Genomic DNA, 26,390 nt, shown 5'->3' on the forward strand with positions numbered 1-26,390 from the left:
GTCAGCTTTCTTCCATATGGTGAATAAATGGCGCCTGAAAGACGTTGGGTCATAGATAAAGCAATATAAGGTTTATTATGAGTGCTTTAAAACAGTCGGCGTATTACGGCATCGGAATTGTGATGATGAAGGGAGTTTCATTACTCATGATGCCCTACATCACCTCCAAGCTAACTCCCCATGAGTATGGTTCCCTTGAATCTCTGGTGTTACTGGCCGATATCGGCACCATCATAATTGGTTTTGGCATGATTGAATCTCTGTATCGCTTTGTCGGGCCCAGCAAAGGAAAGCAGCGCAAGGAACTTATTTCCAATTGCTTCACCCTCAGCGTATTCGTCACCATTTCAGGAAGCTTCTTGATATGGATGTTAATGCCTTTTTTGCTTGCAAGATTACCACACCAGTTTGAGCAATATCAGATAGTTCTTATTGCAATTCCGACATTACTGGAAGGGTTGATTGCCATCCCGCTGACTCTAATGCGAATGGAATCTTTAGCAAAAAGGTTTTGCATATTCAACGTGTTAAAGGCCATTGTTCAGGCTTTACTCATTATTACAATGTTAGAAGCCGGCTTGGGCATTGATGCCATATTGATAGCCGGAGCCTGCTCCAGTGTGCTGCTGCTTGTTTGTCTACTCAGGTTCCAATGGGATCAGATGACAAACTTCGGCCATTTGGGAAATTCGGTACAACTGCTCAAATACAGTACGCCATTTGTACTTAGCAACATTGGATTGTTTGCGATTACTGGATTGGATCGCTGGATGCTTGCCGATAAAGTTGGTGTGGAAACACTCGCGATATATGCTATTGCAGCTAAATTTGCCATGATATTAGGCTTGTTAATGCAGCCTTTTACGCTTTGGTGGTTTCCAAACCGGATCAGCATGTTGCAACATGATCAGGGGCCTCAGCAATGTGCCGACAACGCAATGCTGGGAACAAATATCGGAATATTTATCGCAGTAACCATGATGCTGACCGTACCAAGTTTCATCTATCTTTTCTTGCCAATAGAATATCACCTCGCAGCACAAGTTGTTGTTGGCCTACTCTTGGTCAATACGCTAAAAAACGCCAGTGATCTGTTAAACCTCGGTTGCTTCAGTGGTAATTCTAGCCAATGCCAAATGTGGATCCAATGGCTATGTTCAGCAATTGCAATTACTGGATACTGGTTGCTGATACCTCATTTCGACATATGGGCTGCAGTATTTGTTTTAGCCGGTGTTTATACGACGCGCTTATTACTTTTTTATTATTTCAGCCAATCGCTCCTACCACTGCCTTATCGTCATTCAGGCTGGTTAACATGCGTTGTTGTGGGTGCAACATTGTACGGCGCCAGTCTAGTAATTTCGCCCGTTCTCAGCTTATGGGGACAGTTAATAGTTGGCGGACTATTTAGTTTCCTCATGTTGGTTTTCTTGGTGGGCATGAAGATATTCCCCAATGTAATCTCTTCACGTTGGACACTTACGTCTCTATTTTCTTCGACCTCTGACCATAAACAAACAAACTCGGACACTCTTGAGCCGGTCGCAAAGAAATTACCATAAGCCTGCAAGCACAAAAAAAGCGCTGATTAACAGCGCTTTTTACTAACCAAATAGCGGGTTATTCCCAGTCAAGGATAACCTTGCCGGAACGCCCGCTACGCATGGCGTCGAAGCCTTTTTGGAAGTCATCAATCTTGAAGTGGTGCGTGATGATAGGGTTCAGATCCAAACCTGACTGGATCAGGCTTGCCATCTTGTACCAAGTTTCAAACATTTCACGACCGTAGATACCTTTGATGATCAGACCTTTGAAGATCACTTGGTTCCAGTCGATACCCATATCTGACGGTGGGATACCCAGCAGTGCAATCTTACCGCCGTGGTTCATGCCTGCCAGCATGCTGTTGAATGCCGACGGGTTGCCTGACATTTCAAGGCCAACATCAAAGCCTTCTGTCATGCCAAGTTCAACCATAACATCTTCAAGCTTTTCTTTAGCAACGTTCACTGCACGGGTAACACCCATTTCGCGAGCAAGATCCAAGCGGTACTCGTTAACATCAGTGATCACTACGTGACGAGCACCAACATGCTTCGCGACTGCAGCTGCCATAATACCGATCGGGCCAGCACCGGTGATCAGTACGTCTTCACCAACAAGATCGAAAGACAATGCAGTGTGTACAGCATTACCAAACGGGTCGAAAATTGAAGCCAAATCATCTGAAATTTCATCAGGGATCTTAAATGCGTTAAATGCTGGAATAACAAGGTATTCTGCAAATGCACCTTCACGGTTGACACCAACACCCGTGGTGTTACGGCAAAGATGAGTACGGCCACCACGACAGTTACGACAGTGACCACATGTGATATGGCCTTCACCAGAAACACGGTCACCGATTTCGAAGCCACGAACTTCCTGGCCGATACCAACAACTTCACCCACGTATTCATGACCAACAACCATTGGTACAGGAATCGTTTTTTGAGACCACTCATCCCAGTTGTAGATATGAACGTCGGTACCACAAATCGCTGTTTTCTTGATACGGATAAGCAGATCGTTATGGCCTAGCTCAGGCTTTTCAACTTCTGTCATCCAGATGCCTTCTTCAGGCTTTAGCTTAGAAAGAGCTTTAATTTTCATGACCTTTATCTCAACAAATTCTGTATTGGATTGAAAATATCAGGAGCAAGTTACTACTATTTTTATTGGAGTACTTCTACTCGCCCCTGCTTTGGATATTTCAAGTAATGACGGCACTGGAGCGCTTAGATGATACCCATATCTTTACCGACTTCAATAAACGCATCAATAGCTTTATCTAGCTGTTCACGAGTATGAGCCGCAGACATCTGAGTACGAATACGCGCTTTCCCTTTTGGTACAACAGGGAAAGAGAAACCAACAACATAGATGCCTTTCGCAAGAGCACGCTCAGCGAACTCAGCAGCAACTTTAGCGTCACCTAACATAATTGGGATAATCGCGTGATCCGCCCCACCCATGGTAAAGCCAACCGCTTCCATACGGGCACGGAAGTGAGATGCGTTGTCCCATAGCTGATCACGTAGAGAACCACTCTCTTCAAGTAGATCTAGTACACGAATAGATGCAGAAACAATTGCAGGGGCTACTGAGTTAGAGAACAGGTACGGACGAGAACGCTGACGCAGCCAGTCGATCACCTCTTTCTTACCAGCAGTATAACCACCTGATGCACCACCCATCGCTTTACCCAACGTACCAGTGATGATATCGATACGATCGATCACATCATGATATTCATGAGTACCACGGCCGTTTGCCCCCATGAAGCCTACAGCGTGAGAGTCATCAACCATAACCAGTGCATCGTACTTATCAGCAAGATCACAAATTGCCGGTAGATTAGCAACGACGCCGTCCATAGAGAACACGCCATCAGTAACAATTAGCTTATGACGAACACCCGCTTCATTGGCTGCGATCAGCTGCTCTTCCAACTCTTGCATGTTGTTGTTTGAGTAGCGGAAACGCTTCGCCTTACATAGTCGGACACCGTCGATAATAGATGCATGGTTCAGCGCATCAGAAATGATTGCGTCTTCTGCACCCAAAATCGTTTCGAAAAGCCCAGCATTGGCATCAAAGCAAGACGTGTAAAGAATGGTATCTTCCATACCCAGGAAATTAGAAAGCTTACGCTCTAACTCTTTGTGAGAATCCTGAGTACCACAGATAAAGCGTACAGACGCCATACCGAAACCGTGCTGATCCATACCCGCTTTTGCAGCTTCGATAAGATCAGGGTGGTTGGCAAGACCAAGATAGTTGTTCGCACAGAAGTTAAGAACTTCTTCACCCGATTGGATAGAAACCGCAGCTTTTTGTGCAGATGTGATTATACGTTCAGATTTATATAAACCTTCAGCTTTTACTTGTTCTATTTGCTGATTGATTTGGTCGTAGAATGCAGCGGACATGATATTCCTCTCAATAATGACTTCCGTGAATGCATGCCGGAGCGGCATTCACCAGACAATAATCCATATAATCAGGTTAGGAGATCTGCCTGAAAAAATGTTCAATTAACAGGATGTTTGAACTCCAACCATTCTAATTCAAGCGCATTCAGACTATTATCCCCTGAACTGGAAAAGGACTATTGAACTATGGACACAAATAAACTGATTGCCCTTATGCCAGAACTGGCTGTTTTTAAGATTGTTGTTGATGAGGGTAGCTTTACCGCCGCCGCCAAAAAGCTAGGTGTCACCCCCTCGGCATTGAGCAAACAGCTATCTCGTCTTGAACACACACTATCGGCTAAGCTCCTCGAAAGAACGACTCGTAAACTCGTTATTACTGAGTCGGGTAAAGGGATCTACGATCAATGCTGTGCGATGATCGAGGCAACCAAACAAATTGTTGAATTTACAAGCTCTGAGCACGCTACGCCTTCTGGTGCTCTTACCGTCGCAGCCCCGAAGGCTTTTTTAAGTATTGTACTGCAACCTCTGGTTACTCCCTTTCTAACAAAGTATCCGGATATACAGCTCAAGCTCAAAGCGTCTGACGGTGAAATAGATCTTGTCTCGGAAGGGATTGATGTCGTTTTTCGCCTAACCGAAAAACCCTCTGAAGGCCTGGTACTGAAACAAATTGGCAAGGTTAGCCTGAGCCTGTGTGCTAGCCCGGACTATCTCGCTCGACGAGGCACCCCTATCGTCCCGACAGATTTACTGCAGCATGATTGCATTTTCCTTGGCGAAACTGCTACGGATCATATCTGGGATTTTGTTAAAGATGATGAGTTTCACACAATACCGGTAACCGGCCGCTATGCCGTCAACCATTCGCAAATGCGCCTGAGAGGTGTATTGGACGGATTGGGAATCGGTATTTTCCCTGACTTTGTAATCAAAAAACCATTACAAGACGGAACAGTTAAAGAAGTGCTTAGTGACTGGACAATCAAAGGCAATTACCAAGGTGACATAGCGCTCCAATTTGCCCAGACAAAATTTATGCCTGCACGTCTCCGAGTTTTCATTGATTACGTATCAGAGCATCTATACCAGTACACCGTACATTGATCTCAATCCCTACGATTTAGGGCCTACGCAGCACAGAGCAACCGCGACTAACCACTAAAACCATAGACTATACTGATTTTAGTGGTTTTAGGTTTAATACTAATCGGCAGACACCTTATTGATCCAATCAGACAATGCTGCCGTTTATATAAATGCCAATACAACAATACCATCTTGGTATAACCGGGATCAGGAGAGCTACCATGAAAGCTCTGATTTGTTGCTTATACTCAACCCTAATTCTCTTTTCCTCTTTTGTTGCCTCATATCCAGCAGGCTCCCTTCACTGGAACCACCGCAGTATTCTGTTCTTTGCTCCAGAGAAAGATCGCTATGTTCAGGATTTCATGAAACAAACTCTGATGAATGGTTGCCTCCTTAAAGAAAGGGACATCGTAACCATCATTATTACCAGAGATGGCTTTAACCAACCTGCGGACTTGTTCAGCCCGAAAGACATTCGTTTTCTGGAGCAGAAATACAACATCACCCAAGATACCCATACCGCCATTTTGATCGGCAAAGACGGCCTCGAAAAATACCGCTGGGGCGAAGTTACCAACTGGAGCCACCTCACCGATCTTGTCGACAAGATGCCGCTGCGCCAGCAAGAAATGACATCCCGCCAAAGCCGCTGTGCAATCTAATCAAAAAGGAGATTCTACGCCCCCATCTACGCCGGAGCATTTCTTGACGGAGGTGGATTTATTTTTGTGCCAGAAGCAGTATCTTGTTACTCATGATCTTCCAACTGGCAAGTTATAACAATGATGAAGACACCCTACATATATCACGGACAAGATGCCTTTTGGGTGACCCCCAATCAGCACAGCATGACGCTGACTCTCGTCAGTGAATCAAACATACTCATTTCTGCTATCTTCGTTCGCTGCGAACCAGACAACGAGGAGATGCTTGTCGACATGACACGCGGCGAAACACATGGTCGGCTTCAATATTGGCACGGCGAAATTCCGCTTAACACCGATACATCAGTAACCCACTATTGCTTCAAAATTATGCAAAACAGCCGCCAGTGGTGGTTACACGGTAACGGAATTTCTCCCCGAATCCCAGGCAAAGAAGCTCACTTCAAGTACAACAAACATAACCAGCCTCCAGCCTGGGTAAAAGAACAGATTTTCTATCAAGTTTTCCCCGATCGCTTTGCAAACGGCGATCCGACTATCAATGTTCAAACCGATGAGTATTGTCTAAAAGGCAATGAACGCCCGACTATCGCCAAGGAATGGGGAGAACCTGTTTCGCCGCATGGCAACAACGGTCCAAATGAATTTTATGGCGGCGACCTTAAAGGGATCCATGACAAGTTTGACTACCTTGAAAATCTCGGTATTACTGCCTTATACCTGAATCCCATCTTCACTGCGCCAAGCAACCACAAATACGATACAACAGACTATGAGAACATTGACCCGCATCTCGGGACCAATGCCCAGTTTGCCGAGATGGTCGCTGATCTTCACCAACGCAATATGAAAATCATGCTAGACGCCGTGTACAACCACACATCGGTTAATCACCCGTGGTTCGACATGTATCAGCGTAACCAAGAAGAAGTCGGCGCCTATAATCATCCGGATTCAAAATACCGCCACTACTATCAATTTAGTGGAGACAGCAACGATTACATCGGCTGGAACGGTATTTCCAGTCTACCAAAGTTAAACTTCTCTAACCCCGACGTACAAAACTACATCTACGCAGGGAAAGATGCTGTTATCAAGCACTGGCTGCGCCCTCCATACAACATCGATGCATGGCGTTTTGATGTAATCCACATGCTGGGCGAAGGTGCCGGTGCAACCAACAATGCCCACTACGTTAAGGCATTCCGGGAATCCGCTAAATCAGAGAATCCTGACTGCTACGTACTCGGTGAGCACTTTTTTGAAGCAAGCCGTTGGCTACAGGGCGATCAAGAAGATGGGGCGATGAATTATTACGGCTTTGCCCATCCGCTTCGTGCTTTCTTTGCTCAGAAGGATATCGCCTATCACAGCTGTCAAATAGATGCCGAAGAATTGGTTGATTGGCTCAATGAAGCCCGTAGCAAAATTCCATGGCTAAATCAGCTGTCCCAGCTTAACCAGCTGGACAGTCACGATACAATGCGCTTCCTGACAATGCTGGACAACGACCATGAGACGATGCAGCTTGCGCTATTAATGCTATTTGCTTATGTCGGCGCACCTTGTATTTACTACGGTACCGAAGTAGCACTGGAGGGAGGACAGGACCCGGACAACCGACGATGTTTCCCATGGGAGCGAACCGAAAAACCTCACCCGATGTTAAGCTTTGTCAAACAGCTGACAACTATCCGCAAAGACAATAAATCTCTACAACAAGGCAGCATTCAGTGGTTGGTTGCCGAACATAAACAGCTGGCTTTTGCTCGTACTCTAGACAATGAGTTGACACTTTGCCTATTGAACAACAGTGAGAATGCCAAAGCCATCGAAGTCCCAGTCTGGCAGCTGGGCATCGAAGATGCGGTATTAAGCGACCTCCTTACCAAAGATGAATGGCAGGTGAAACAAGGTATACTTTCGCTCACCTTAGCCGGAAAGGAAGGCTTGTTGCTCACCAAGAGTTAATGCCCCTCGCATACCTCATACGTCCAACACCGGCTAATCTCATGTTAGCCGGTGTTTTAATCTGTATCTGTCTTATTGAGCGAATAGAATTTGCCGAGTTTCGCACTTACGTGTAAATATAACGGTCTTTAATCAATATCAAGCGCATAGCCGAGGCAGCAATGGGATCTGAACGTTACATCGGAATAATGTCCGGTACCAGCATGGATGGTGTCGATACTGTATTGGTCGATATTGATGGCGGCAACATACAGCTACTGTGTGAACATGCTTTCCCTATGAGTGAAGATCTCAAACAATCCCTGCTGGATGTTTGCTTGGGTCAACCCACCAACTTGCAGATAATTGGTGAACTCGATCATCGTCTCGGGCACCTCTTTGCCGATGCAGTCATAGCCCTACTGGACAAGGCGAATGTCGATCCATCCACTGTCGCGGCAATAGGCAGTCACGGACAGACAGTATTTCACTCTCCAGAGACCGAATATGCTTTCACTATGCAGCTCGGCGATGCCAATATTATCTCCGCAAAAACAGGTATAACGACTATTGCTGATTTCCGCCGCAAAGATATGGCCTATGGCGGCCAAGGTGCCCCGCTTGTCCCTGCTTTTCACCAGCAGCTATTCGGCCAACCCGATCTTACCCGAGTTATTCTCAATATCGGCGGTATTTCTAACATCACGGTACTGAGCCCGGACAAACCAGTGACAGGTTTTGATACAGGACCCGGCAACATGCTAATGGATGCCTGGATCAATAAACACAAAGACCAGCGCTACGACAATGAAGGGACCTGGGCACAATCCGGTACAGTGAATGCCAAGCTACTCAACTCACTACTGAGTGATCCGTATTTTGCGCTTGCCCCGCCAAAAAGTACGGGGCGCGAGTTGTTCAATCTTGACTGGCTGCATAGCCACCTTAAGGCATTCAACCTGAGCCCAGAAGATATACAACGTACGCTGGCTGAATTAACTGCCGTCACCATTGCCAATGATGTCAGAGCGGAAAATCCTGGCGAGTTGTTAGTATGCGGCGGTGGCGCGCATAATCCGCTGATCATGGCCAGATTAACTGAGCTACTGCCAAAGTGGACGGTACTCACAACAGCTGATCGTGGCGTCGATATCGATAATATGGAAGCGATGGCCTTCGCCTGGCTAGCTTACCGAACTATTCACCAGTTGCCCGGTAACTTACCCGAAGTAACAGGTGCAAAGCAGCTAACCTGCCTAGGGGCTATCTACCCCGCATAACACTCACTAAGCCCACGTAGTTAACTCTCATATGGATGGCAGCTATTCTCACCATTTCATGGATGCTGCCAGCCGAAACTGCGCTTACTAAACCTATACTTATAGAAAATATAAACCCTTAGCTGCAATTTCGATAAGGTCAAAGCCAAGATGACAACAAAGACATTATTATTTTTTCTGTGGTTTACTCCTTTGTTGGCATCCGCGAGAGATGAACCAGTAGTCCTTCTCATTAATTCCTATCATCCTCAATATCAGTGGACGAGCCAACTAACACAGGGCATTAAAGATGTACTGATAACTTCTGTCAGTACAGAAAACCTTCATACTGAATACATGGATAAAAGAAGATTTGTCGACGATCTTGTTTACCATGCAAAGCTCATTAATCTACTGAAGCATAAATACCAGAGATACGAGCCAGATATCATAATCACAACTGATGATCATGCTTATAATTTTATGCTAGAGCACGGAGACAGCTTGTTTCCTGATAAACCTATTGTATTTAGCGGCGTTAACATTCTTGCCCCTGAGACTTTAGAGCGCAAAAGAAACATTGTTGGTATCGAAGAGGGAATGGAGATTGAAGGTAACCTTGAACTTATTTTACAGGTTCAACCTCAAACAAAACGGATCATTATGCTGAGCGATACCACAGGCCTTGGTTTAAACATGGGACAACGAGCCCGACAGATCAAATCACAATGGCAAACCGATCCTGAAAAACAACATGTTACCCTAGATATTTGGGATCAGTTTTCTATAGATGAACTCTACCAAAAGGCTGAAAGTGCTGAGTCAGACACGGTTTTTCTCATGCTAGCTATCCACAAGGATAAATTGGGGACTTATTTTTCATATGAGCACCACCTGCCAATTTTAACACGCAAGAGCAAGGTACCCGTCTATGGTATGTGGGGGACGATTATTATCGGTTATAGCGGATTAGGTGGCATGATGAATAACCCTTACGATCAAGGGCGGAGTGCAGCCCAACTAGCCGTAAAAATTCTCGATGGAGTCCCGCTGAGCAACATCAATGCCTTGGATACAGCCAACTATTCACCTTCTTTCGACTATAACCAATTAAAACGTTTTGATATCGATTTAAACCATTTACCGATAAACAGCACCATAATCAATCGACCTGTCTCTCTCTATGAGCAACACACAAGATTAATCAACAGTGCGATCGCCTTTGTTCTCTTTCTGCTTATCGTTATTTCAGTGCTTACATTCAATATTAAACGGCGCATCGCAGCCCAACACAAACTTCATCAATTCAACCAAGAATTGGAATCTATCGTACAGCAAAGAACAAAAGACTTAGACAATCGCAATAAGGAATTACAGGCGGCCTCAAAAATATTGCAAGCGCATGCCTACACCGACGAACTCACGGGCCTGCCGAACCGTAGGGCTGCATCCCGCGACGTGCTAGCTCACATTAAACGTTACAATATGGATTACCAGCCTTTGGCAATCGCCATCTTAGATATCGACTTATTCAAAAATATTAATGATACCTATGGCCACCAAGCTGGGGATGAAGTGCTATGTGCCGTTGGCCAAACACTAAAAGAGCTACTCAGGCCAAACGATAGCGTTTACCGTTGGGGAGGGGAAGAATTTCTAGTTGTATTGCCCGATACCGTGGCTAATTTTTCGTTCATTGTCTGCCAAAGACTGACAAATAAAATCAGCCAACTGAGTGTTAGTAACATTGACAGCATTACCGCCAGTATCGGTGTCACCAACTTCATCAAAGGGGACTCGTTCGAAACGATTTTGCAAAGGGCTGATAAGGCACTTTACACAGCTAAAAACAGTGGCAGAAACCAAGTTGTTATTGGCTGATGTTCGCAACACCCCCACTTTTTTTTAAGGAGCACAACTAAACTAGGTAATTTTTCGTATGTAAGGCACTTAATTGTTTGAATTAACCGTAAAAAGTGAATAAATCGTTAAAAAATAAGTATTCGCTAACAACAAAGATTAAGCAGAACAATCCACTGGAAATATGACAAAGATCGCAAAATCAACCTGACAAAGATCACACTTCCAAGTCATTAATTTTACTAGGATAAAAACGACGCAAACGTTACACTTGCACCCCATAACAACGATAAAAGTTCACAGGATGCAGTCCTGTTTTTCTTCCCTAACGTGAAAGGTCCTAAGTAAAGATGAGTCCGGAAAAATATCTTCTAGACTGGCAAACTAGCCAAACCAATGCAGAATCCATCTCACCACTTCTTGGCCAACTATACCGTCAGAAAGGCGTTGAAATCCTTCTGTTCGGTCGCCAAATTGTCAATGCCTCTGTAATCGATATCGTTAAAGCGCATCGAGTCGCCCGTCGTTACACCGGTAGCGAACTTTCTCCTTCTCAAACGCTACCGCTGATTCAGGCGCTAACAGATCTTGACCTGTCCCCTTGCCGTATTGATGTCGGCCAGCTGGCTTACGAATACTGGAAAAACCAAGAAGACGAAAGCAACCTGGTCGACTTTTTAGGTACTGCTTTAATCGAATCGCTTAACAGTACACAATCAGTTGAGCCTCAAGACGTTGTTCTTTATGGATTCGGCCGAATTGGTCGCCTACTCGCCCGTCTGCTTATTGATAAAAGCGGTCAAGGATACCCATTACGACTACGTGCAATTGTAGTTCGTGGCGGCAAAGGAGGCGATCTTGAAAAACGAGCCAGCCTACTACGCCGCGACTCTGTTCACGGCCAGTTCAACGGCAGTATCACTGTCGATGAAGAGCGCAAAGCGATCATCGTCAACGGTAACTACATTCAGGTAATCTACGCTAACAGTCCGGCTGAAGTTGACTACACAACTTATGGTATCGACAATGCGCTTATTGTTGACAATACTGGGATGTGGCGCGACGCTGAAGGCCTAGGCAAGCATCTGGAATGTGCCGGTGCTAAAAAAGTACTGCTGACAGCACCTGGCAAAGGCGATATCAAAAATGTCGTATTCGGCGTTAACGAATCCGCTATCCTGGATGAAGACCAAATCATCTCAGCAGCCAGCTGTACCACCAACGCCATTACCCCGATCCTAAAAGCGGTCAATGACAAGTACGGCATTCAGTCCGGTCATATCGAAACCGTTCACTCGTTTACCAACGATCAGAACCTAATCGATAACTTCCACAGTGGTGAACGTCGAGGTCGCTCTGCGGCTCTGAACATGGTACTGACCTCAACAGGTGCTGCCAAAGCTGTTGCCAAGGCACTGCCAGAACTCGCCGGAAAACTAACAGGGAATGCTATTCGCGTCCCTACTCCGAACGTTTCCATGGCGATTGCCAATCTGAACCTTGATTCTGATGTTGAAGCCGAAGAGCTGAACGTTTATCTACGTGAAATGGCACTAAACTCACCTCTATCCGGTCAAATTGACTACACCCAGTCAACGGAAATCGTATCCACCGATATCGTAGGCTCGCGTCATGCTGGTGTGGTAGATGGTGCGGCAACTATTGCCCAAGATAAGCGTTGTGTACTTTACATCTGGTATGACAACGAATTCGGCTATAGCTGTCAGGTTGTCCACTGTATGGAACAAATGATGGGTGTTCGTTACAAGACCTACCCTGAAGCAAAATAACACTGCTAAATAATAACTATAAGATCCCCTCTTGCTCTTTGCCGCCTACGCTTCACTAGGCGGCATTTTTCATTTCTAGCGACATAGGTTCCTCCCCGACAACTCTTCCCAAACCACCCACATCTCCCCATCTTGTCACTTTTAACCAACCATAGAATCAAGCGTTCACTCGTCATTAATCAGTGATAGAGTCGCACGATCGCTTCCGATCAACGTCTCGCATTTTTCACGCAACATATCCCGCAGTAACAACACTGCGGGAGTGACTTGCTTTCTACTTGGGCAGATCAACCATAGGCTCGTTGGCTTTACTCTATAGTCAGGCATCAACTCAATTACCCGCCCGGCTTTAAGATCCACAGACATATCTAATCGAGATTTGAGCGCAATACCTTTGCCAGCCACCGCCCAGCGCCTCACTATATCGCCGTCATTGCAGAGACGGTTACTATTGACTTTGATTTTCTGCACCAACTCTTCCGACGATTCAGTTGGCTTCTTAATAAACTCCCAATGGCTATAGATTTGATCACCAAGCCGATACAGCAGGCAATTATGCTGCAGTAACTCTTCCGGCGTCTGTGGCGCACCGTGGCGTTCAAGGTATTCAGGGGAAGCACACACAATACGCTCCACCGTAGCCAGCTGAAAGGCAACCATCGAAGAATCTTCCGGCTGCCCATAACGCAAAGCCACATCGACCCGGTCCATATAAAAATCAGCCAGCGAGTCACCAATACTGAGTTGAACGCTGAGTTGTGGATTATCATCCATCACATCATCGAGCCATGGCAATACCAGGTTACGTCCAAGATCTGACGATACCGACATACGGATCTCTCCCGCTATTTCCCCCTGCATCTCAGCAATAGATGCCTTGGCATACTCAAGGGAGTCGATCGCCTGACGACAATGAAGTAGAAAACGCTCACCTTCCGCAGTAATTCGTAACTGACGGGTCGAACGAATGAAGAGCTCGACACCTAACTGTTTTTCAAGTCGCTTCAAAGCCGCACTTGCCGCAGCAGGACTGGTATCTAACTGACCAGCAGCGGCAGTGATATTGCCGCAATCGGCTGTTCGAATAAAAAGTTCCAGATCAGACGTATTCATAGCACGTGTTATTTTCAAAAAAACATTGAAAAAGTTTAAACCATTACCCTGTTTTTGGTTAGCGCTTTCTTTTCTATTATCAACACAGCAATCAACTAGAGGCGGCTCCTCGTTCCAGCCGTATAAGTTGACATTATCACCAGTTATTAGAGAGAGAAGAGTCATGAAAGCCATCGGATATCTAGCACCCAAAAGTATTGACCAGCAAGACGCACTCGTTGATTTCGAGCTACCGAAACCAACGGCTACGGGCCGAGACTTACTGGTAAAGGTCAACGCCATTTCAGTCAACCCGGTAGATACCAAGATCCGATCGAGTGCCGGGCCTGCTGAAGGTCAATACAAGGTACTTGGTTGGGATGCCGTCGGCGAAGTGACAGCCGTTGGTGAAGATGTCGAGCATTACCAGGTTGGCGATAAAGTTTGGTACGCCGGTGATATCTCCCGCTCAGGAACAAATGCCGAATATCACCTTGTTGACGAACGCATTGTCGGCAAACAACCCGAGACACTATCTGATACTCAAGCCGCCGCATTGCCCTTGACGGCGATTACCGCGTGGGAACTCCTCTTCGACCGTTTGAAGTTCGAACTTCAGCATCAGGCAGAGAAATCCGCCGACACACGCTTACTGATCATCGGCGCCTCTGGCGGTGTAGGATCAATCCTCACTCAGCTTGCAGTTAAGCTCACAAATGCGACAGTCATCGGAACCGCTTCTCGCCCAGAAAGCCAACAGTGGGTAACCAGACTCGGTGCCGACCATGTTATTGATCACTCAAAGCCTATAACCGAGGAACTAAGCAGAATTGGTATTGCTGACGTTACCCACGTGATCAGCCTGACTCAAACTCAGGCCCATTACAATCAAATCATCGAGGCACTGGCACCACAGGGACAACTTGCGCTTATCGACGATCCGACAGAGCCACTGGATATCATGAAGCTGAAAGTAAAATCCCTGTCTTTACACTGGGAGCTGATGTTTACCCGATCTCTCTTTAAGACAGCCGATATGGATAAACAGCGCCAACTGTTAAATTCGGTTTCTTTGCTTATTGATAATGGTGAGATTGTGACGACCCTTGACCAGCACTTTGGTCAGATCAATGCAGAAAACCTGAAGAAAGCCCATGCTTATATCGAATCGGGTAAATCAATCGGTAAAGTTGTACTTGAAGGCTTCTAATAGCAATTCACAAGCTTCTAATATCAATTAACAGATTTCTAGTACCAAGCGACAGCACAACCCGTCTATTTGGCGGGTTTTGTGTTGACAGGTTTCGTGTTTAAAATTGATACCCATTAGCACCAGCAACAGCGCCAACAACCGCAATCAAACTTAGGCTAAGCAGCACTTGATGCATCCGGTGCAACCTGACAAACGCCTTTTCACTGTCCTTTTTCGCCTGTTGGTGAAACCACCGGTGAAGCACTAAAGGCTCCAACACAAACAGTACCAGCGTAAATATTCCCCATACGAAGGTCATCAAATGCATCCACCAGAACTGTGGTAGTAGATAACGATCCCAAGCATTCATCACCTCCAGCATATAATATCCCGACGCACCGGTTATCACTGTGGTGATCTTCGCCTGAAGACTAAATCGTCCTTCCAGTTGTTCAAACAGATCCAAGCGATTTGCTACATTTGGCATTCTTCTCAGTGACGGAATGAGCACCGTCGTTACAAACGCGACGCCTCCTATCCACATCACAACCCCAAATACATGCAATGCCCGAGCTAGCACAAAAAAATCAAAATCACTCATACCTGCCATCACCACCAACACTACTAATACGAATAATAATATATATCATATACATGTTATTATTCGTAGTTACCTACCGCAGTATCATAATAAACACCTGATAATCAAACTCGCTTTCAGTCGAATAGATGCGAATACCCTGAACTGTCTCACAGAGTTATTTAACTGCTTTCTGTTTGCATCCACTTATTGGCAGCCCTATATAGTAACCAACTTTGCCATGGCGTTAATTCACAAGGAAAACCAACATCACTTTTGAACACCTAGAAGCTTACAGATACGTGATCAAAACCACATTAAACATAAGGAAATGGAGTATTTCAATCATAATGTGCGATCTATCACTATTATTTTGCGACCTAAATTTATAATAAAAAAAAACAGAAACATCTACTTACAAAAATAGGTTACATTCATGAAAAAAAATATGATTGCTATCGCTCTTGGCGGACTTCTAGTTTTATCTGCCACTCCCGCATCAGTTGCAGCCAATGAGCCAACGGTACAAGCTAAAGTTGAATACTCTCAGTTTGTCACCAAACGACAAGTAGTTGACCAGCTCCTCGAAGACGCCCTAAAAGCCTTTAAGTCTCCTTCCCGAATCTCTCATGCAGGCTTTACCGCCAAGATGCCAAGTAACATGGAGATCATAACTAACCGCCTACTGGAAGCTTATGAGCTAGAACCGTACCGTACTGATCTTCTGATTTCTGCAGCAAATGCTCAAATCTATAACAAGAATGTTGATCGAGCGATTGACCTTTTTGAACATGCACTTACAGTCGCACCAGATCATGTCGACTTGCATTCTTATCTTGCTATCTGGCAAAAATTTAAAGGTAATGTAGCTGCATCGAATGAACATATGGCAAAAATTGCCAAGCTCAACCCAGCCAGAGAAGCTGACATAACGCGTATTTTTAATACCGTTGATCGTGTGATTAATACCCCATTGAAAGATAAGCCTGAAAATAACTACAAAGGCAATACTGCGATAGTTACATTGGGATACGCACTGAACCCAGATGGTTCAATGCACGATGTATTGATCAAACGCCTTGAGACTACTTTTTCAATTGCAAAAAACAACCCCGACTCTTTGATTGTTTTGACTGGTGGCGTACCTAAAAACCACAAAACAGAAGGCCGGCTTATGGCTGATTGGTTGATCAAGAAAGGGATCAGCGCAGACAGAATCATTGAAGAAAATTACGCCACTAGTACAGTAGATAATGCATTGTTTAGCAGTTACGCGCTGGCCCGCCACAACATCGATCATGCAACCATAATCAGCTCAGCCAGCCATGTACGCAGAGGACAAACTTTATTTGAGATCGCTAGCTGGAAAACAGGCCCTAAAAATATCACCTTTGATACAGTAGCCTACCCAGATAAGCCACTTGAAAAACTAGAAAAAGCGAGTGATAAAGAGCTTCTTGGTATTTATAGGGATGCCCTACGTACCTATGGTATGTGGAGTTACCGCTCTAAGCCACTATTGGCGCGTTAATCCTACTTTATAACGCATCACCAATAAGTTATATAAGACTAACTAAGGCCACATAATGTGGCCTTTTTAATATGTAATCCACTATACGTGGTTCTTATAAAGCTCTCCAATAATCTTGAAACCTAGCTTTTGGTAAAAACCAATACCCGAACCTTGAAATGCTCTGATATATACCAGTACCTTATTTTCCTAACTATTAAGAAGGTCGAGAAAATATTTCTCAGTAAACGTATTTAATGCGAAACGGGAAATTTTTTCTCTAATTCCTTTTGTCGCGTATGTATGTAACCAAACTTGAAGGGATAATACTGCCAAGTCTACACAGTCTTCTGGTTTCGCTTCACGTATCATTATTAATCTCAATAGACTTATATTACTAGTTAACAAAATAACTCGGATATATTGTTCCGATTCTGTACTCATAAGTTAGGGTGGAAGTAAGCATAGATAACAATATCCTATACTTAGAGCTGCTAACCGACTTTTTCCATTACGAAGTTGGTTAACAACTGCCCATTAATGTCTACGTGCTGCTCATTTACTACAGAAAAACCAAAACGCTCATAGAATGGCCGAGCGGTTCGACTAACTGCGGAGTAATAGCGTGTGACACCGTTCAAGGTCCCTATCGCGAATATATGCTCCATCAACGCCCGACCTACGCCAATGCCTTGGTATCCTGCATGGCAGAAAAAATGATCAATATAGCCATCTTGTTGTAAATCGGCGAAGCCAACAACTTCACCGTTTAATTCTGCAACAAAAGGATTCATGTCATCGATTCGCTTCTGCCAAACATCCATATCAAAGTTATCAGGTGCCCATGCTTTTACCTGCTCTAAAGAGTAATCACGGATGTTGATATTTCGGATAGTTTGGAATTTCAGCCCCCATGTCACTGACGCATCTTTTCTTTCGTAATTTCTAATAATTATCATGGTACTTGTTACTAACTCTTTATTGCTAAAGGGGTATTTTACTCGCTAATCATACTAATGAATAGATACTTCATGTTTGGTGTTAATCTTAGGAATAACTACGAAAAAAGAGTCAGTTTCTGCTACGGTACAACTCTGAATGCTCAAGAAGATATTCTCCTGCTAACTTTTTGCGAATATCGGCATTCTTCAGTTGAACTATTGGCTTCCCATATGCGTAAGCTTTTAAAAGTTCACCAGACTCAATGCAAAGAACCTGAATTGTAACCTTCCGGTAGCCATCTGGTTCTGAAATTCGTTCTAGCCTATCCATCTCAGCCAGTACTTCACTGGTAACACTGTATACCTCACCTTTGACTTTATAGCCTTTTCCTTCATCGATTACCAACCAAGGAGAGTAGCGCTCACCGACCAGATAAAGCTGTAAAATCAGCTTACAGAGCGAGGGGCAATCCTACTGGTATGAGAACTGACAGATTACACGCTAACTAATCCGCCGAATACGGTCAGTTACAAGCTCTGAGAATAAACATCTGATAATCAAACTCACCAGCGCGCAGATGAAAAGCAGAAAGTTCACGTTGAAGATCCTCTAAAGCCATAGAGCCTTGCCGTTGAGATCCAAGTGCGTCTATTCTATCTTCCAACGGCGCATAATAAGCCAGCCAACTCTCATCACTTAGCGCGAAACTGCCTATTACCTCGTAACCAGCTTGTTCTGCCTGCGCTATACGGTGAGCGGCTGTGGTCATATCCGGATATTCCTTTTGCCAAAAAGCTAACGCCTTTTCACTTGGCGACTCAACACTCCAGACCAAATCGCTGAGAACTAAAATCCCATTATCTTGTAACAAAGGACGCCATGCTTTCAACGCATTATTGACACCCATAATGTAAGCACTGCCCTCACACCAGATAAGATCAAAACTATCCGGCTCGAATGGCAGCTTTTCCATGTTGGTACAGACAGTCGCGACCCGATCGCCAGTACCCTGTTCTTTCAACGTCTTCACCAGAGATTGCAGCGCAAATTCTTCATTGTCTACGGCGGTAATGTTAGCCGAGCTATGCTCTGCTAATATCTGAGTTGCACTCCCCTGACCACAACCAATCTCAAGAATTGACTGCGGGCTATGTGGCACCTTAGCTAGCGCCCTAAGCGTGTCGGCTTCAGAACCGGGCCCCCATCGCTCAAGATCTTTGAAGATCAGGTTAAAGTCCAGCATATATTGTTCGTGATTATTCATATCTTTCGACAACCATTTCAGCCTCAATGCCTGCTTCTCATCGAAGCCTTGTTTGATCAGCCACTCTAAATGCGCCTCGGGTGCTTGCTGCTCCAGCGTTTGATGCCAGTCTGTCAGGCTGCTTTCACCCAGCAGAGCCGCTAGCAACTGACGTGACTTCTGCTTCTGAGCTATCTCTTCATCCAATTGACGCAGGCGCTCCACCAGAATATCGCGCTCAACCTTTTCATCCAGACATGCCAGACACTCTTTCAGCGTTAGGCCACCAGCCTGTAGCTTTTGCAGCAGCTTCAGCCGCTGTAAGTCTTTATCTGTGAAACTTCGGTAACCATTGTCCAGCCGTTTCCCCTGGATCACCCCCTGCTTTTCGTAATAAAGCAGAGTGGTCCTTGATAATCCGAGCATTTCTGCCAGTTGAGATATCCGATACATGTTAAAAACCTTACTGTCTGGTGTATTACCATAGCGCTTGTTTGTTGAATTCCGGAACACATGCTGAACTACCTGTAATGGGAGTTAATTCTTGTTCTGTCAGTGATTGAGCTAGCCAACCATGCGGGTAAGTTAGAGACATTGGTGCTTTAAACTGTTCTTCTGTTACCTGCCGGAACCCTACCTTAGCGTAAAAAGCAGGATCGCCATAAGTGAAAGCAAGCTCTGCACCTTGCTGCTTTATAGTCTGTAAGCCAACCTTAATCAGCTCCTGACCAATGCCTTTCCCCTGATAATCAGTCTGTACCGCCACGGGCGCTAACAAGAAAATCTCTCTAGCAGATTCAAAACTCAGACGCGTTAACAAAATACTACCTACAACGCTGTCATTTTCAGTGGCGACAAAAATATATAGGTCGTTACCATCAGTTGTATTGATCAACTCTGCGACTAAATCACCAATCAATTTACCTTCTTCTTCACCCTCTGAATCTGAAAAAGTATGGGTAAATAGGCCAATAATATCTTCAGTCTGGCTTTGCTCATACAGGCAATAGTTCATTGTTCTGTCCTCTCGTTATTTATGCTGCCAAGCATAAACTGTAAAGCTGTAGACAGGTCAAGGGTAGATAAGCGAGAAATCTGGTTCAGGAGGGATTTGCCGTCATTGGGCCCCTCTGGCTTCAACAGTGGATATTTTCCTATAGAAATTGCCTTTTTTGTCTACGGTCTACGGTGCATGTTTATCACATTCTCTATTGTCATAATTCCAAACATGATTTTCCTGACAAATGACTCAGAGCTGCCAACAAAATAGAAATGAGGATGCCTAGACCAGATTTTCTGCAATTTTACATCTAATTCAGCGGCCTGATCAGAAGACTCGTTTCTTACCGGATTGTTACTGCTAATATCATGTCCGGTGATGGCCGCTGATTCAAAAAATATCACAGCATCATAGCGAGCGATTTCATGTTCAAACGTTGAGTTTATACCCTTAAAAAAATCACTTTCCGTACCTGGCCAATAGGCCAATCCGTCTAGTGACCCGCGATCGCAAACCAGCAACCTATCCGGAAACTGCTTTTTATGAATTTCTTCCAGGTTCTTCTGCAACTGAAAAATCGTTTTCTGAATTATTTTAACCATTTGCTCATTGTCAGAGCGCGGTATACCACCAGAGAAGAGCACTGTTGCAGCCTCGGGGACAACGGCAATCTTATTGCCTAACTCTCTACGGAAGAGATCCAATGCTGTGGTTTTACCGCCACCCGGCCCACCAGTTACCACAACTTTCAGCTGCTTTTTCATCATTGCCCCTAACTCGCTTCTAGTGATCTATGAAGCTTAGCCAAAAAATGAGCATCAGCTAAAGCCCTCTTGAGTTAATAGCTTTAGCCTATTGAAACTATAAGCCCAAACGATTAGAGCTATTGGTATAAAGGCAACATAATTATTAAATCAAAAAGAAACAACGACTCAAAAACAAGGAGTAACGCTATGACTGCAGACAAATTAAGGGATAGCCTAACACATGCTCGTGCCAACTATTGGATACTCACTTTTGTTTGTGGCGTTATATTATCGTTGTTTTTGAACGAGCTGAACCAGGGCGTAAATCCAAGCTATTTAATGACATACTTTATATCACTTGCGACAGGATATTACTTATCATCAGAGCTTAAAAAAACGATAAGGACAATTAAGTCGGAGCTAAATAGCACCATATTATAATGGCTGGTTCAAGGAACAAATCGTTCAAAAATGATTTGCAATACAAGAAAATGTTTAAAGCTTTTTAAAAAACGGCACCTCGTAAAGTGGTGCCGTTCTGCTTTTTTAAATCACGATGTTCTGAACTACCTACAACCCTTTCTTATACTGCGCATTGGTTGTTGGATAAATGGCTTGCTCTAATGCCACTTTCGCATCTGGCTTTCCAACGATAAGGTTCTGGAAAAGCTGTACAACGCTTGCTTTGTCTTCCTTGATACAAGTTTCCGTATTGATATCTCTTAAATCAATAAAGAAGTCGGAAAAAACACCGTCTAGATCAGTCGGGATCGCCGTATTTAGGAAGTTGTATTCGCTATATAGCGAATTATGATCGCCCTTCTGCTTATCAAGAACAAATGATGCTTCTTTCAGGTTGATAATCGACGCGGACTTCTTGCACTTCTTAAGGCATTTCGTATCAAAGGCTTTCTTTTTGCAGCCAACAGTCTGATGGAATAGGCACTGACGGCTGGTCATCAGCAAAATTGGATGATAAATGCTATAAAACAACTTGAAGTTTTCTGGTCTGACAATCGGCTTAATCTGCTTTTGGTTGATTTCATTAGAAATGAATGAGCCGACACAATTGAACTCTTCTTTCATGCACAGAAGGCTGAAAGAGTTCATTATGTTTAGGTAAGGGCCAGCGATCCAGTCAATGCCTTTCTCATACGCGGCATACGCAATCCCCGTATTGTTAGTCACAATAAGTTTTGGTTTCACCTGATCGAGGAACTCAACGGCTGCCGTATAATTTTCACCAATGAGAATGGACGGGAACCAAGGGATCAGCTTTTCATTTTCAGAAAAGATGTTAACCAATGGAGTTAGCTCACTATGAACCGATTCAGGCAGCTGATAGTAAATATCTGCCGATGTGGTATCACACAGCTCGATATCCTGCTTCGTGGAGATTAACACTGACAACGTCGGCTCTGTCTGAAATTGGCCTTGTTTTTTCAATACAGGCATTTCAACCGGCGAAATACGCGCCTTCGAGCCGTTCAAGGTAAAGACTATCTGCTTTTTAATCGCGGTCAGCTCTTTGAATGGCACAAATAGCCCATTATCAATATGCTCAATTGCTAATGAGTCAATATAGTACTCAGCGTTATTCAGGCTGTTAAGCAACTTTTCAATGCCATCATGTGTAATCGTATTTTTTTCTGAATGGATCAGGTTGCTGTCTGAATAGACATCGAATGACATATCAGGTGTGGTGACTGACACTCTCAATGGACTGTTTTCATTACCTGACACGGTGATCGTTAGTGGCTGTTTATCAATATTGAAGTCTTTTATTTTATCCGAAACCGTCGAGATAATATCCGTTTTATCATCATACAGTTTCTTCTTGACCGCCTTGAGATCTTCATCTGTTTTACAGTTGTATACCTTGGAGAAGTGCTTAGCAGAGTGGTCACGAGGATTATCAATAAACATATTTTTATTGATATCTCCCTTCAGGAAGGAGTTAGAAAAATCACGGTTAAATACCGTATATAACTCGGTGGTATCACTAAGCAACTCACTGCCATTGCAATAGTTTTCAATCTGTTTCCGCCAGTTATCTACAACTGTATAGACGTAATGTGACTTCTTAATGCGCCCTTCGACTTTCAGCGAATAAACACCGGCATCCGCTAACTCTTTAAGATCGGAGTAAGCAGAGTTGTCTTTAAGGTTGAGCGGGTAGTCTTTACCTGCCTGTGTCGTCTGGTACTGATCACGACATGGCTGGCTGCACCTGCCACGGTTACCCGAGTTCCCATTGCGAACCGAGCTGATGTAGCAAAGCCCAGAGAAACCAATGCAGTAAGAACCATGCACAAACACTTCCATTAGGACATTATGTTCACGCCCAACCTGTGCCAAGTGCTTAATCTCTTTAATATTCAGCTCTCGAGATAAGTTAACGCGACTTGCCGTCAATTTATTCAGGAAAAATATCTGGCCGTCATTGTGAGTATTTACCTGGGTTGAAGCATGAACATCAAGATCTTTAAAGTGCTCTTTTAATATATAAAACAGGCCTAAATCTTGAACGATTACACCATCAATCTTGGTATTTACCAGCTTATTCAGCAACCGAATGATCGTTGGGATTTCGCTTTCCAAAATGATGATGTTTAAGGTTAGGAATATTTTGCAGTCATGTTCGTGCGCTAATCTGACGACGCCATTTAAGTTATCAAATGTTAAATTTGTTGCTCTATTTCTGGCATTGAAGTGATCCAACCCGCAGTATATCGCATCGGCCCCTGCCGCAATCGCCGCTTTTATCGACTCAATATCGCCACCTGGTGCCAATAACTCAAACTGATTTCTCATCGCGACATAACCCACTTATCTAAACATTGCATATTTTGAAGGGGCGTATTCTACGTGCTTCCGTTATCCATTGCCATAAATGCAGTTTTTATTATCAGCGGCGTCTTGTTAATGATCACCAAGCGCATAAAAGCCTGCACCACCCTCTTGATGTTTAAAACACAGAGGAGATGCAGGCTTTACTTCATTTGCGACTAACTGAGCTTATACAAGCAACTTAGCTTGTTTTCTTGCCCAGGTGCAGCCAAGTTTCAACAACGGTATCCGGGTTAAGTGATACCGAGTCAATACCCTGCTCCATTAGCCAGTCAGCCAAATCTTCATGATCCGATGGCCCCTGCCCGCAAATACCAACATATTTACCCGCTTTGTTGGCCGCTTTAATCGCCATTGCCAGCATCGCTTTAACCGCGTCATTACGCTCGTCGAACATATGAGCAATCTCACCCGAGTCGCGGTCAAGGCCCAATGTCAGCTGTGTCATGTCATTCGAACCAATCGAGAAACCATCAAAGTACTTGAGGAACTCGTCAGCCAGAATGGCATTAGACGGTAGTTCGCACATCATGATAACTTTCAGGCCATTTTCACCGCGGCGAAGATCGAATTTCGCCAGCAGATCGATAACCGAAGCCGCTTCGCTTACAGTACGGACGAACGGGATCATAATTTCGACATTCTTCAGCCCCATGCGCTCACGAACACGCTTGATGGCTTCACATTCGAGTGCAAAACAGTCTTCGAATTTCGGCGAGATGTAGCGCGATGCACCACGGAAGCCAAGCATCGGGTTTTCTTCCGTCGGCTCAAAGTGAACGCCGCCAACCAAATTACGGTATTCGTTCGACTTAAAGTCAGACATACGAACAATAACGCGTTTTGGCCAGAAGGCAGATGCCAGTGTCGAGATCCCTTCGGTAAGCTTCTCGATATAGAACTCAACAGGATCTTTGTAACCAACAATACGCTGATCAATATCGGCTTTCAGCTCGTCAGACTGCTCGCTATAGTTCAGCAGTGCTTTCGGGTGAATACCAATCATCTTATTGATGATGAACTCAAGGCGAGCAAGGCCAACGCCTTCATTCGGAATACAGGCAAAATCAAATGCACGGTCAGGGTTACCGACATTCATCATGATTTTCAGAGGCAGTGTCGGTAAACCATCGACAGCTGAACGACGAACCTCAAACTCCAGCTCACCCTCGTAGATAAAGCCCGTCTCGCCCTGTGCACATGAAACAGTAACTTCCTGACCAGTTGCCAGCAGTTCAGTGGCATTACCACAGCCTACGACAGCCGGAATACCCAGTTCGCGAGCAATAATTGCGGCATGACAAGTACGGCCGCCACGGTTAGTCACAATCGCTGCCGCCTTCTTCATCACAGGTTCCCAGTCAGGGTCCGTCATGTCAGCCACCAGCACATCACCCGCCTGTACCTGATCCATTTGGCTCAAATCAGACACAACACGAACGGCACCTGCACCGATACGTTGGCCGATTGCACGACCTTCAGTAAGCACCTTACCTGAGCCATTAAGATGGAATCGCTCCATCACCTGAGCATCGTCACGAGAACGGACGGTTTCAGGACGTGCCTGCACGATAAACAGCTCACCCGTTACGCCGTCCTTCGCCCACTCGATGTCCATAGGACGACCGTAGTGCTTCTCGATGATCATGGCCTGTTTGGCCAGTGACTCGGTTTCGGCGTCAGTAAGAGAAAACTGATTACGCTCTTCATCAGTGGTATCGATTATCTCGACCTGAGTGCCCAGCTCTTTGCCCGTTGCGTAAACCATTTTTATTTGCTTCGAGCCAAAAGTACGGCGAACAACCGCAGGGTTTCCCGCCTGAAGGGTTGGCTTGTGCACATAAAATTCATCAGGGTTAACAGCGCCTTGTACCACCATTTCACCCAGCCCCCAAGAGGAGGTGATAAACACAACCTGATCAAAGCCAGACTCTGTATCGAGCGTAAACATAACACCCGATGCAGCGACATCCGAACGCACCATACGTTGGATACCCGCTGACAATGCTACGCCTTTGTGTTCAAAGCCCTGATGCACACGGTAAGAAATCGCTCGGTCATTGTACAGAGATGCAAACACATGCTTCACAGCCTCAATAACGGCATCAATACCACGTACGTTTAGGAAAGTTTCCTGCTGGCCCGCAAACGAGGCGTCAGGTAAATCTTCTGCGGTTGCTGATGAGCGTACAGCAACAGAGAGCATCTCATCGCCTTCACCCAACTCGCTATAACAACTGCGAATTTCCTGTTCCAGTTCGGCCGGAAGCGGCGCTTCTAGAACCCAATTACGGATAGTTTCTCCAGCCTGCTGCAGCGCATTAACATCATCAACATCTAACTTATCAAGCAGATTATGAATTCGATCATTCAGATCGTTCGCATCAAGAAACTGGTTAAATGCATGTGACGTTGTCGCATAGCCGTTAGGCACTTTTACGCCCGCACTGGCAAGGTTCGCAACCATTTCACCCAGTGATGCATTCTTTCCACCGACTTTATCAACATCGTTCATTGATAAAGCATCATACCAAACAACATTCTGTTGCACGGCAACTCTCCTTCAATTGGATTCAACTGTTTATGTGGGCAACCTCTCAACGAAAACGATTGCGTTCGCAGTAAAAAAAATACTGCGT

General features: G+C 44.9%; 20 protein-coding genes. 9 read left to right on the plus strand and 11 right to left on the minus strand.

Annotated features, from left to right (window positions below; genetic code table 11):
* Window positions 1–77 precede the first annotated feature (77 nt).
* The gene (locus EDI28_RS05115; RefSeq protein ID WP_128782725.1) at window positions 78–1,565 is read left to right on the plus strand and encodes a lipopolysaccharide biosynthesis protein; all 1,488 of its coding nucleotides are present in this window, start codon (window positions 78–80) and stop codon (window positions 1,563–1,565) included.
* A gap of 58 nt (window positions 1,566–1,623) precedes the next feature.
* Here the strand turns inward: EDI28_RS05115 and tdh are convergent, their stop codons facing one another.
* Window positions 1,624–2,655 carry an L-threonine 3-dehydrogenase gene (gene tdh, locus EDI28_RS05120; protein ID WP_128782726.1) on the minus strand — a complete coding sequence of 344 codons (1,032 nt, stop codon included), beginning with the start codon at window positions 2,653–2,655 and terminating at the stop codon, window positions 1,624–1,626.
* A gap of 125 nt (window positions 2,656–2,780) precedes the next feature.
* Window positions 2,781–3,974, minus strand: coding sequence for a glycine C-acetyltransferase (locus EDI28_RS05125; RefSeq protein ID WP_128782727.1), 1,194 nt, complete (start codon window positions 3,972–3,974; stop codon window positions 2,781–2,783).
* A 189-nt stretch (window positions 3,975–4,163) separates the two neighbouring features.
* Here EDI28_RS05125 and EDI28_RS05130 point away from each other — a divergent pair, with 189 nt between their 5' ends.
* The 6 genes from EDI28_RS05130 (at window position 4,164) to EDI28_RS05155 (ending at window position 12,596) form a co-directional block, all read left to right on the plus strand.
* Window positions 4,164–5,087, plus strand: a complete 924-nt coding sequence (locus EDI28_RS05130) for a LysR family transcriptional regulator (protein WP_128782728.1) — start codon at window positions 4,164–4,166, stop codon at window positions 5,085–5,087.
* Window positions 5,088–5,290: 203 nt separating this feature from the next.
* Window positions 5,291–5,734, plus strand: a complete 444-nt coding sequence (locus EDI28_RS05135) for a DUF4174 domain-containing protein (RefSeq protein WP_128782729.1) — start codon at window positions 5,291–5,293, stop codon at window positions 5,732–5,734.
* Between the two features lie 123 nt (window positions 5,735–5,857).
* The gene (gene malZ, locus EDI28_RS05140; protein WP_128782995.1) at window positions 5,858–7,708 is read left to right on the plus strand and encodes a maltodextrin glucosidase; all 1,851 of its coding nucleotides are present in this window, start codon (window positions 5,858–5,860) and stop codon (window positions 7,706–7,708) included.
* A 161-nt stretch (window positions 7,709–7,869) separates the two neighbouring features.
* The gene (locus tag EDI28_RS05145; protein WP_128782730.1) at window positions 7,870–8,967 is read left to right on the plus strand and encodes an anhydro-N-acetylmuramic acid kinase; all 1,098 of its coding nucleotides are present in this window, start codon (window positions 7,870–7,872) and stop codon (window positions 8,965–8,967) included.
* A gap of 150 nt (window positions 8,968–9,117) precedes the next feature.
* A complete protein-coding gene (locus EDI28_RS05150; RefSeq protein ID WP_128782731.1) occupies window positions 9,118–10,827 on the plus strand; it encodes an ABC transporter substrate binding protein in 1,710 nt (569 codons plus the stop codon).
* A gap of 329 nt (window positions 10,828–11,156) precedes the next feature.
* Window positions 11,157–12,596 carry a glyceraldehyde-3-phosphate dehydrogenase gene (locus EDI28_RS05155; RefSeq protein WP_128782732.1) on the plus strand — a complete coding sequence of 480 codons (1,440 nt, stop codon included), beginning with the start codon at window positions 11,157–11,159 and terminating at the stop codon, window positions 12,594–12,596.
* A gap of 165 nt (window positions 12,597–12,761) precedes the next feature.
* Here the strand turns inward: EDI28_RS05155 and EDI28_RS05160 are convergent, their stop codons facing one another.
* Window positions 12,762–13,709 carry a LysR family transcriptional regulator gene (locus EDI28_RS05160; RefSeq protein WP_128782733.1) on the minus strand — a complete coding sequence of 316 codons (948 nt, stop codon included), beginning with the start codon at window positions 13,707–13,709 and terminating at the stop codon, window positions 12,762–12,764.
* 163 nt (window positions 13,710–13,872) lie between these two features.
* Between EDI28_RS05160 and EDI28_RS05165 the strand changes: the two genes are divergently transcribed.
* Window positions 13,873–14,898 (plus strand): zinc-binding alcohol dehydrogenase family protein, encoded by a 1,026-nt coding sequence (locus EDI28_RS05165; RefSeq protein ID WP_128782734.1) that lies wholly within the window; start codon window positions 13,873–13,875, stop codon window positions 14,896–14,898.
* A gap of 100 nt (window positions 14,899–14,998) precedes the next feature.
* Here the strand turns inward: EDI28_RS05165 and EDI28_RS05170 are convergent, their stop codons facing one another.
* A complete protein-coding gene (locus EDI28_RS05170) occupies window positions 14,999–15,481 on the minus strand; it encodes a hypothetical protein (protein WP_128782735.1) in 483 nt (160 codons plus the stop codon).
* Window positions 15,482–15,896: 415 nt separating this feature from the next.
* Between EDI28_RS05170 and EDI28_RS05175 the strand changes: the two genes are divergently transcribed.
* A complete protein-coding gene (locus EDI28_RS05175) occupies window positions 15,897–16,991 on the plus strand; it encodes a YdcF family protein (protein ID WP_128782736.1) in 1,095 nt (364 codons plus the stop codon).
* 473 nt (window positions 16,992–17,464) lie between these two features.
* Here EDI28_RS05175 and EDI28_RS05180 read toward each other — a convergent pair whose 3' ends face one another.
* The 7 genes from EDI28_RS05180 to ppsA form a co-directional block, all read right to left on the minus strand.
* On the minus strand, window positions 17,465–17,929 hold the full coding sequence (locus EDI28_RS05180; protein WP_128782737.1) for a GNAT family N-acetyltransferase: 465 nt from the start codon (window positions 17,927–17,929) through the stop codon (window positions 17,465–17,467).
* A gap of 112 nt (window positions 17,930–18,041) precedes the next feature.
* On the minus strand, window positions 18,042–18,362 hold the full coding sequence (locus EDI28_RS27625; RefSeq protein ID WP_128782996.1) for a gamma-glutamylcyclotransferase family protein: 321 nt from the start codon (window positions 18,360–18,362) through the stop codon (window positions 18,042–18,044).
* Between the two features lie 73 nt (window positions 18,363–18,435).
* Window positions 18,436–19,608, minus strand: coding sequence for a MerR family transcriptional regulator (locus EDI28_RS05190; protein ID WP_128782738.1), 1,173 nt, complete (start codon window positions 19,606–19,608; stop codon window positions 18,436–18,438).
* Between the two features lie 25 nt (window positions 19,609–19,633).
* Window positions 19,634–20,170 (minus strand): GNAT family N-acetyltransferase, encoded by a 537-nt coding sequence (locus EDI28_RS05195; RefSeq protein ID WP_128782739.1) that lies wholly within the window; start codon window positions 20,168–20,170, stop codon window positions 19,634–19,636.
* 161 nt (window positions 20,171–20,331) lie between these two features.
* Window positions 20,332–20,919, minus strand: coding sequence for an AAA family ATPase (locus EDI28_RS05200; protein WP_128782740.1), 588 nt, complete (start codon window positions 20,917–20,919; stop codon window positions 20,332–20,334).
* A gap of 552 nt (window positions 20,920–21,471) precedes the next feature.
* Entirely contained in the window at window positions 21,472–23,715 is a 2,244-nt protein-coding gene (locus tag EDI28_RS05205; protein ID WP_128782741.1) for a peptidase U32 family protein, read from the minus strand.
* Between the two features lie 217 nt (window positions 23,716–23,932).
* Window positions 23,933–26,302: a phosphoenolpyruvate synthase gene (ppsA, locus tag EDI28_RS05210; RefSeq protein WP_128782742.1), complete on the minus strand. Its 2,370-nt coding sequence runs from the start codon at window positions 26,300–26,302 to the stop codon at window positions 23,933–23,935.
* Between the last annotated feature and the right edge of the window lie 88 nt (window positions 26,303–26,390).

Source organism: Photobacterium chitinilyticum (assembly GCF_004104355.1).
Lineage (GTDB): Bacteria > Pseudomonadota > Gammaproteobacteria > Enterobacterales > Vibrionaceae > Photobacterium > Photobacterium chitinilyticum.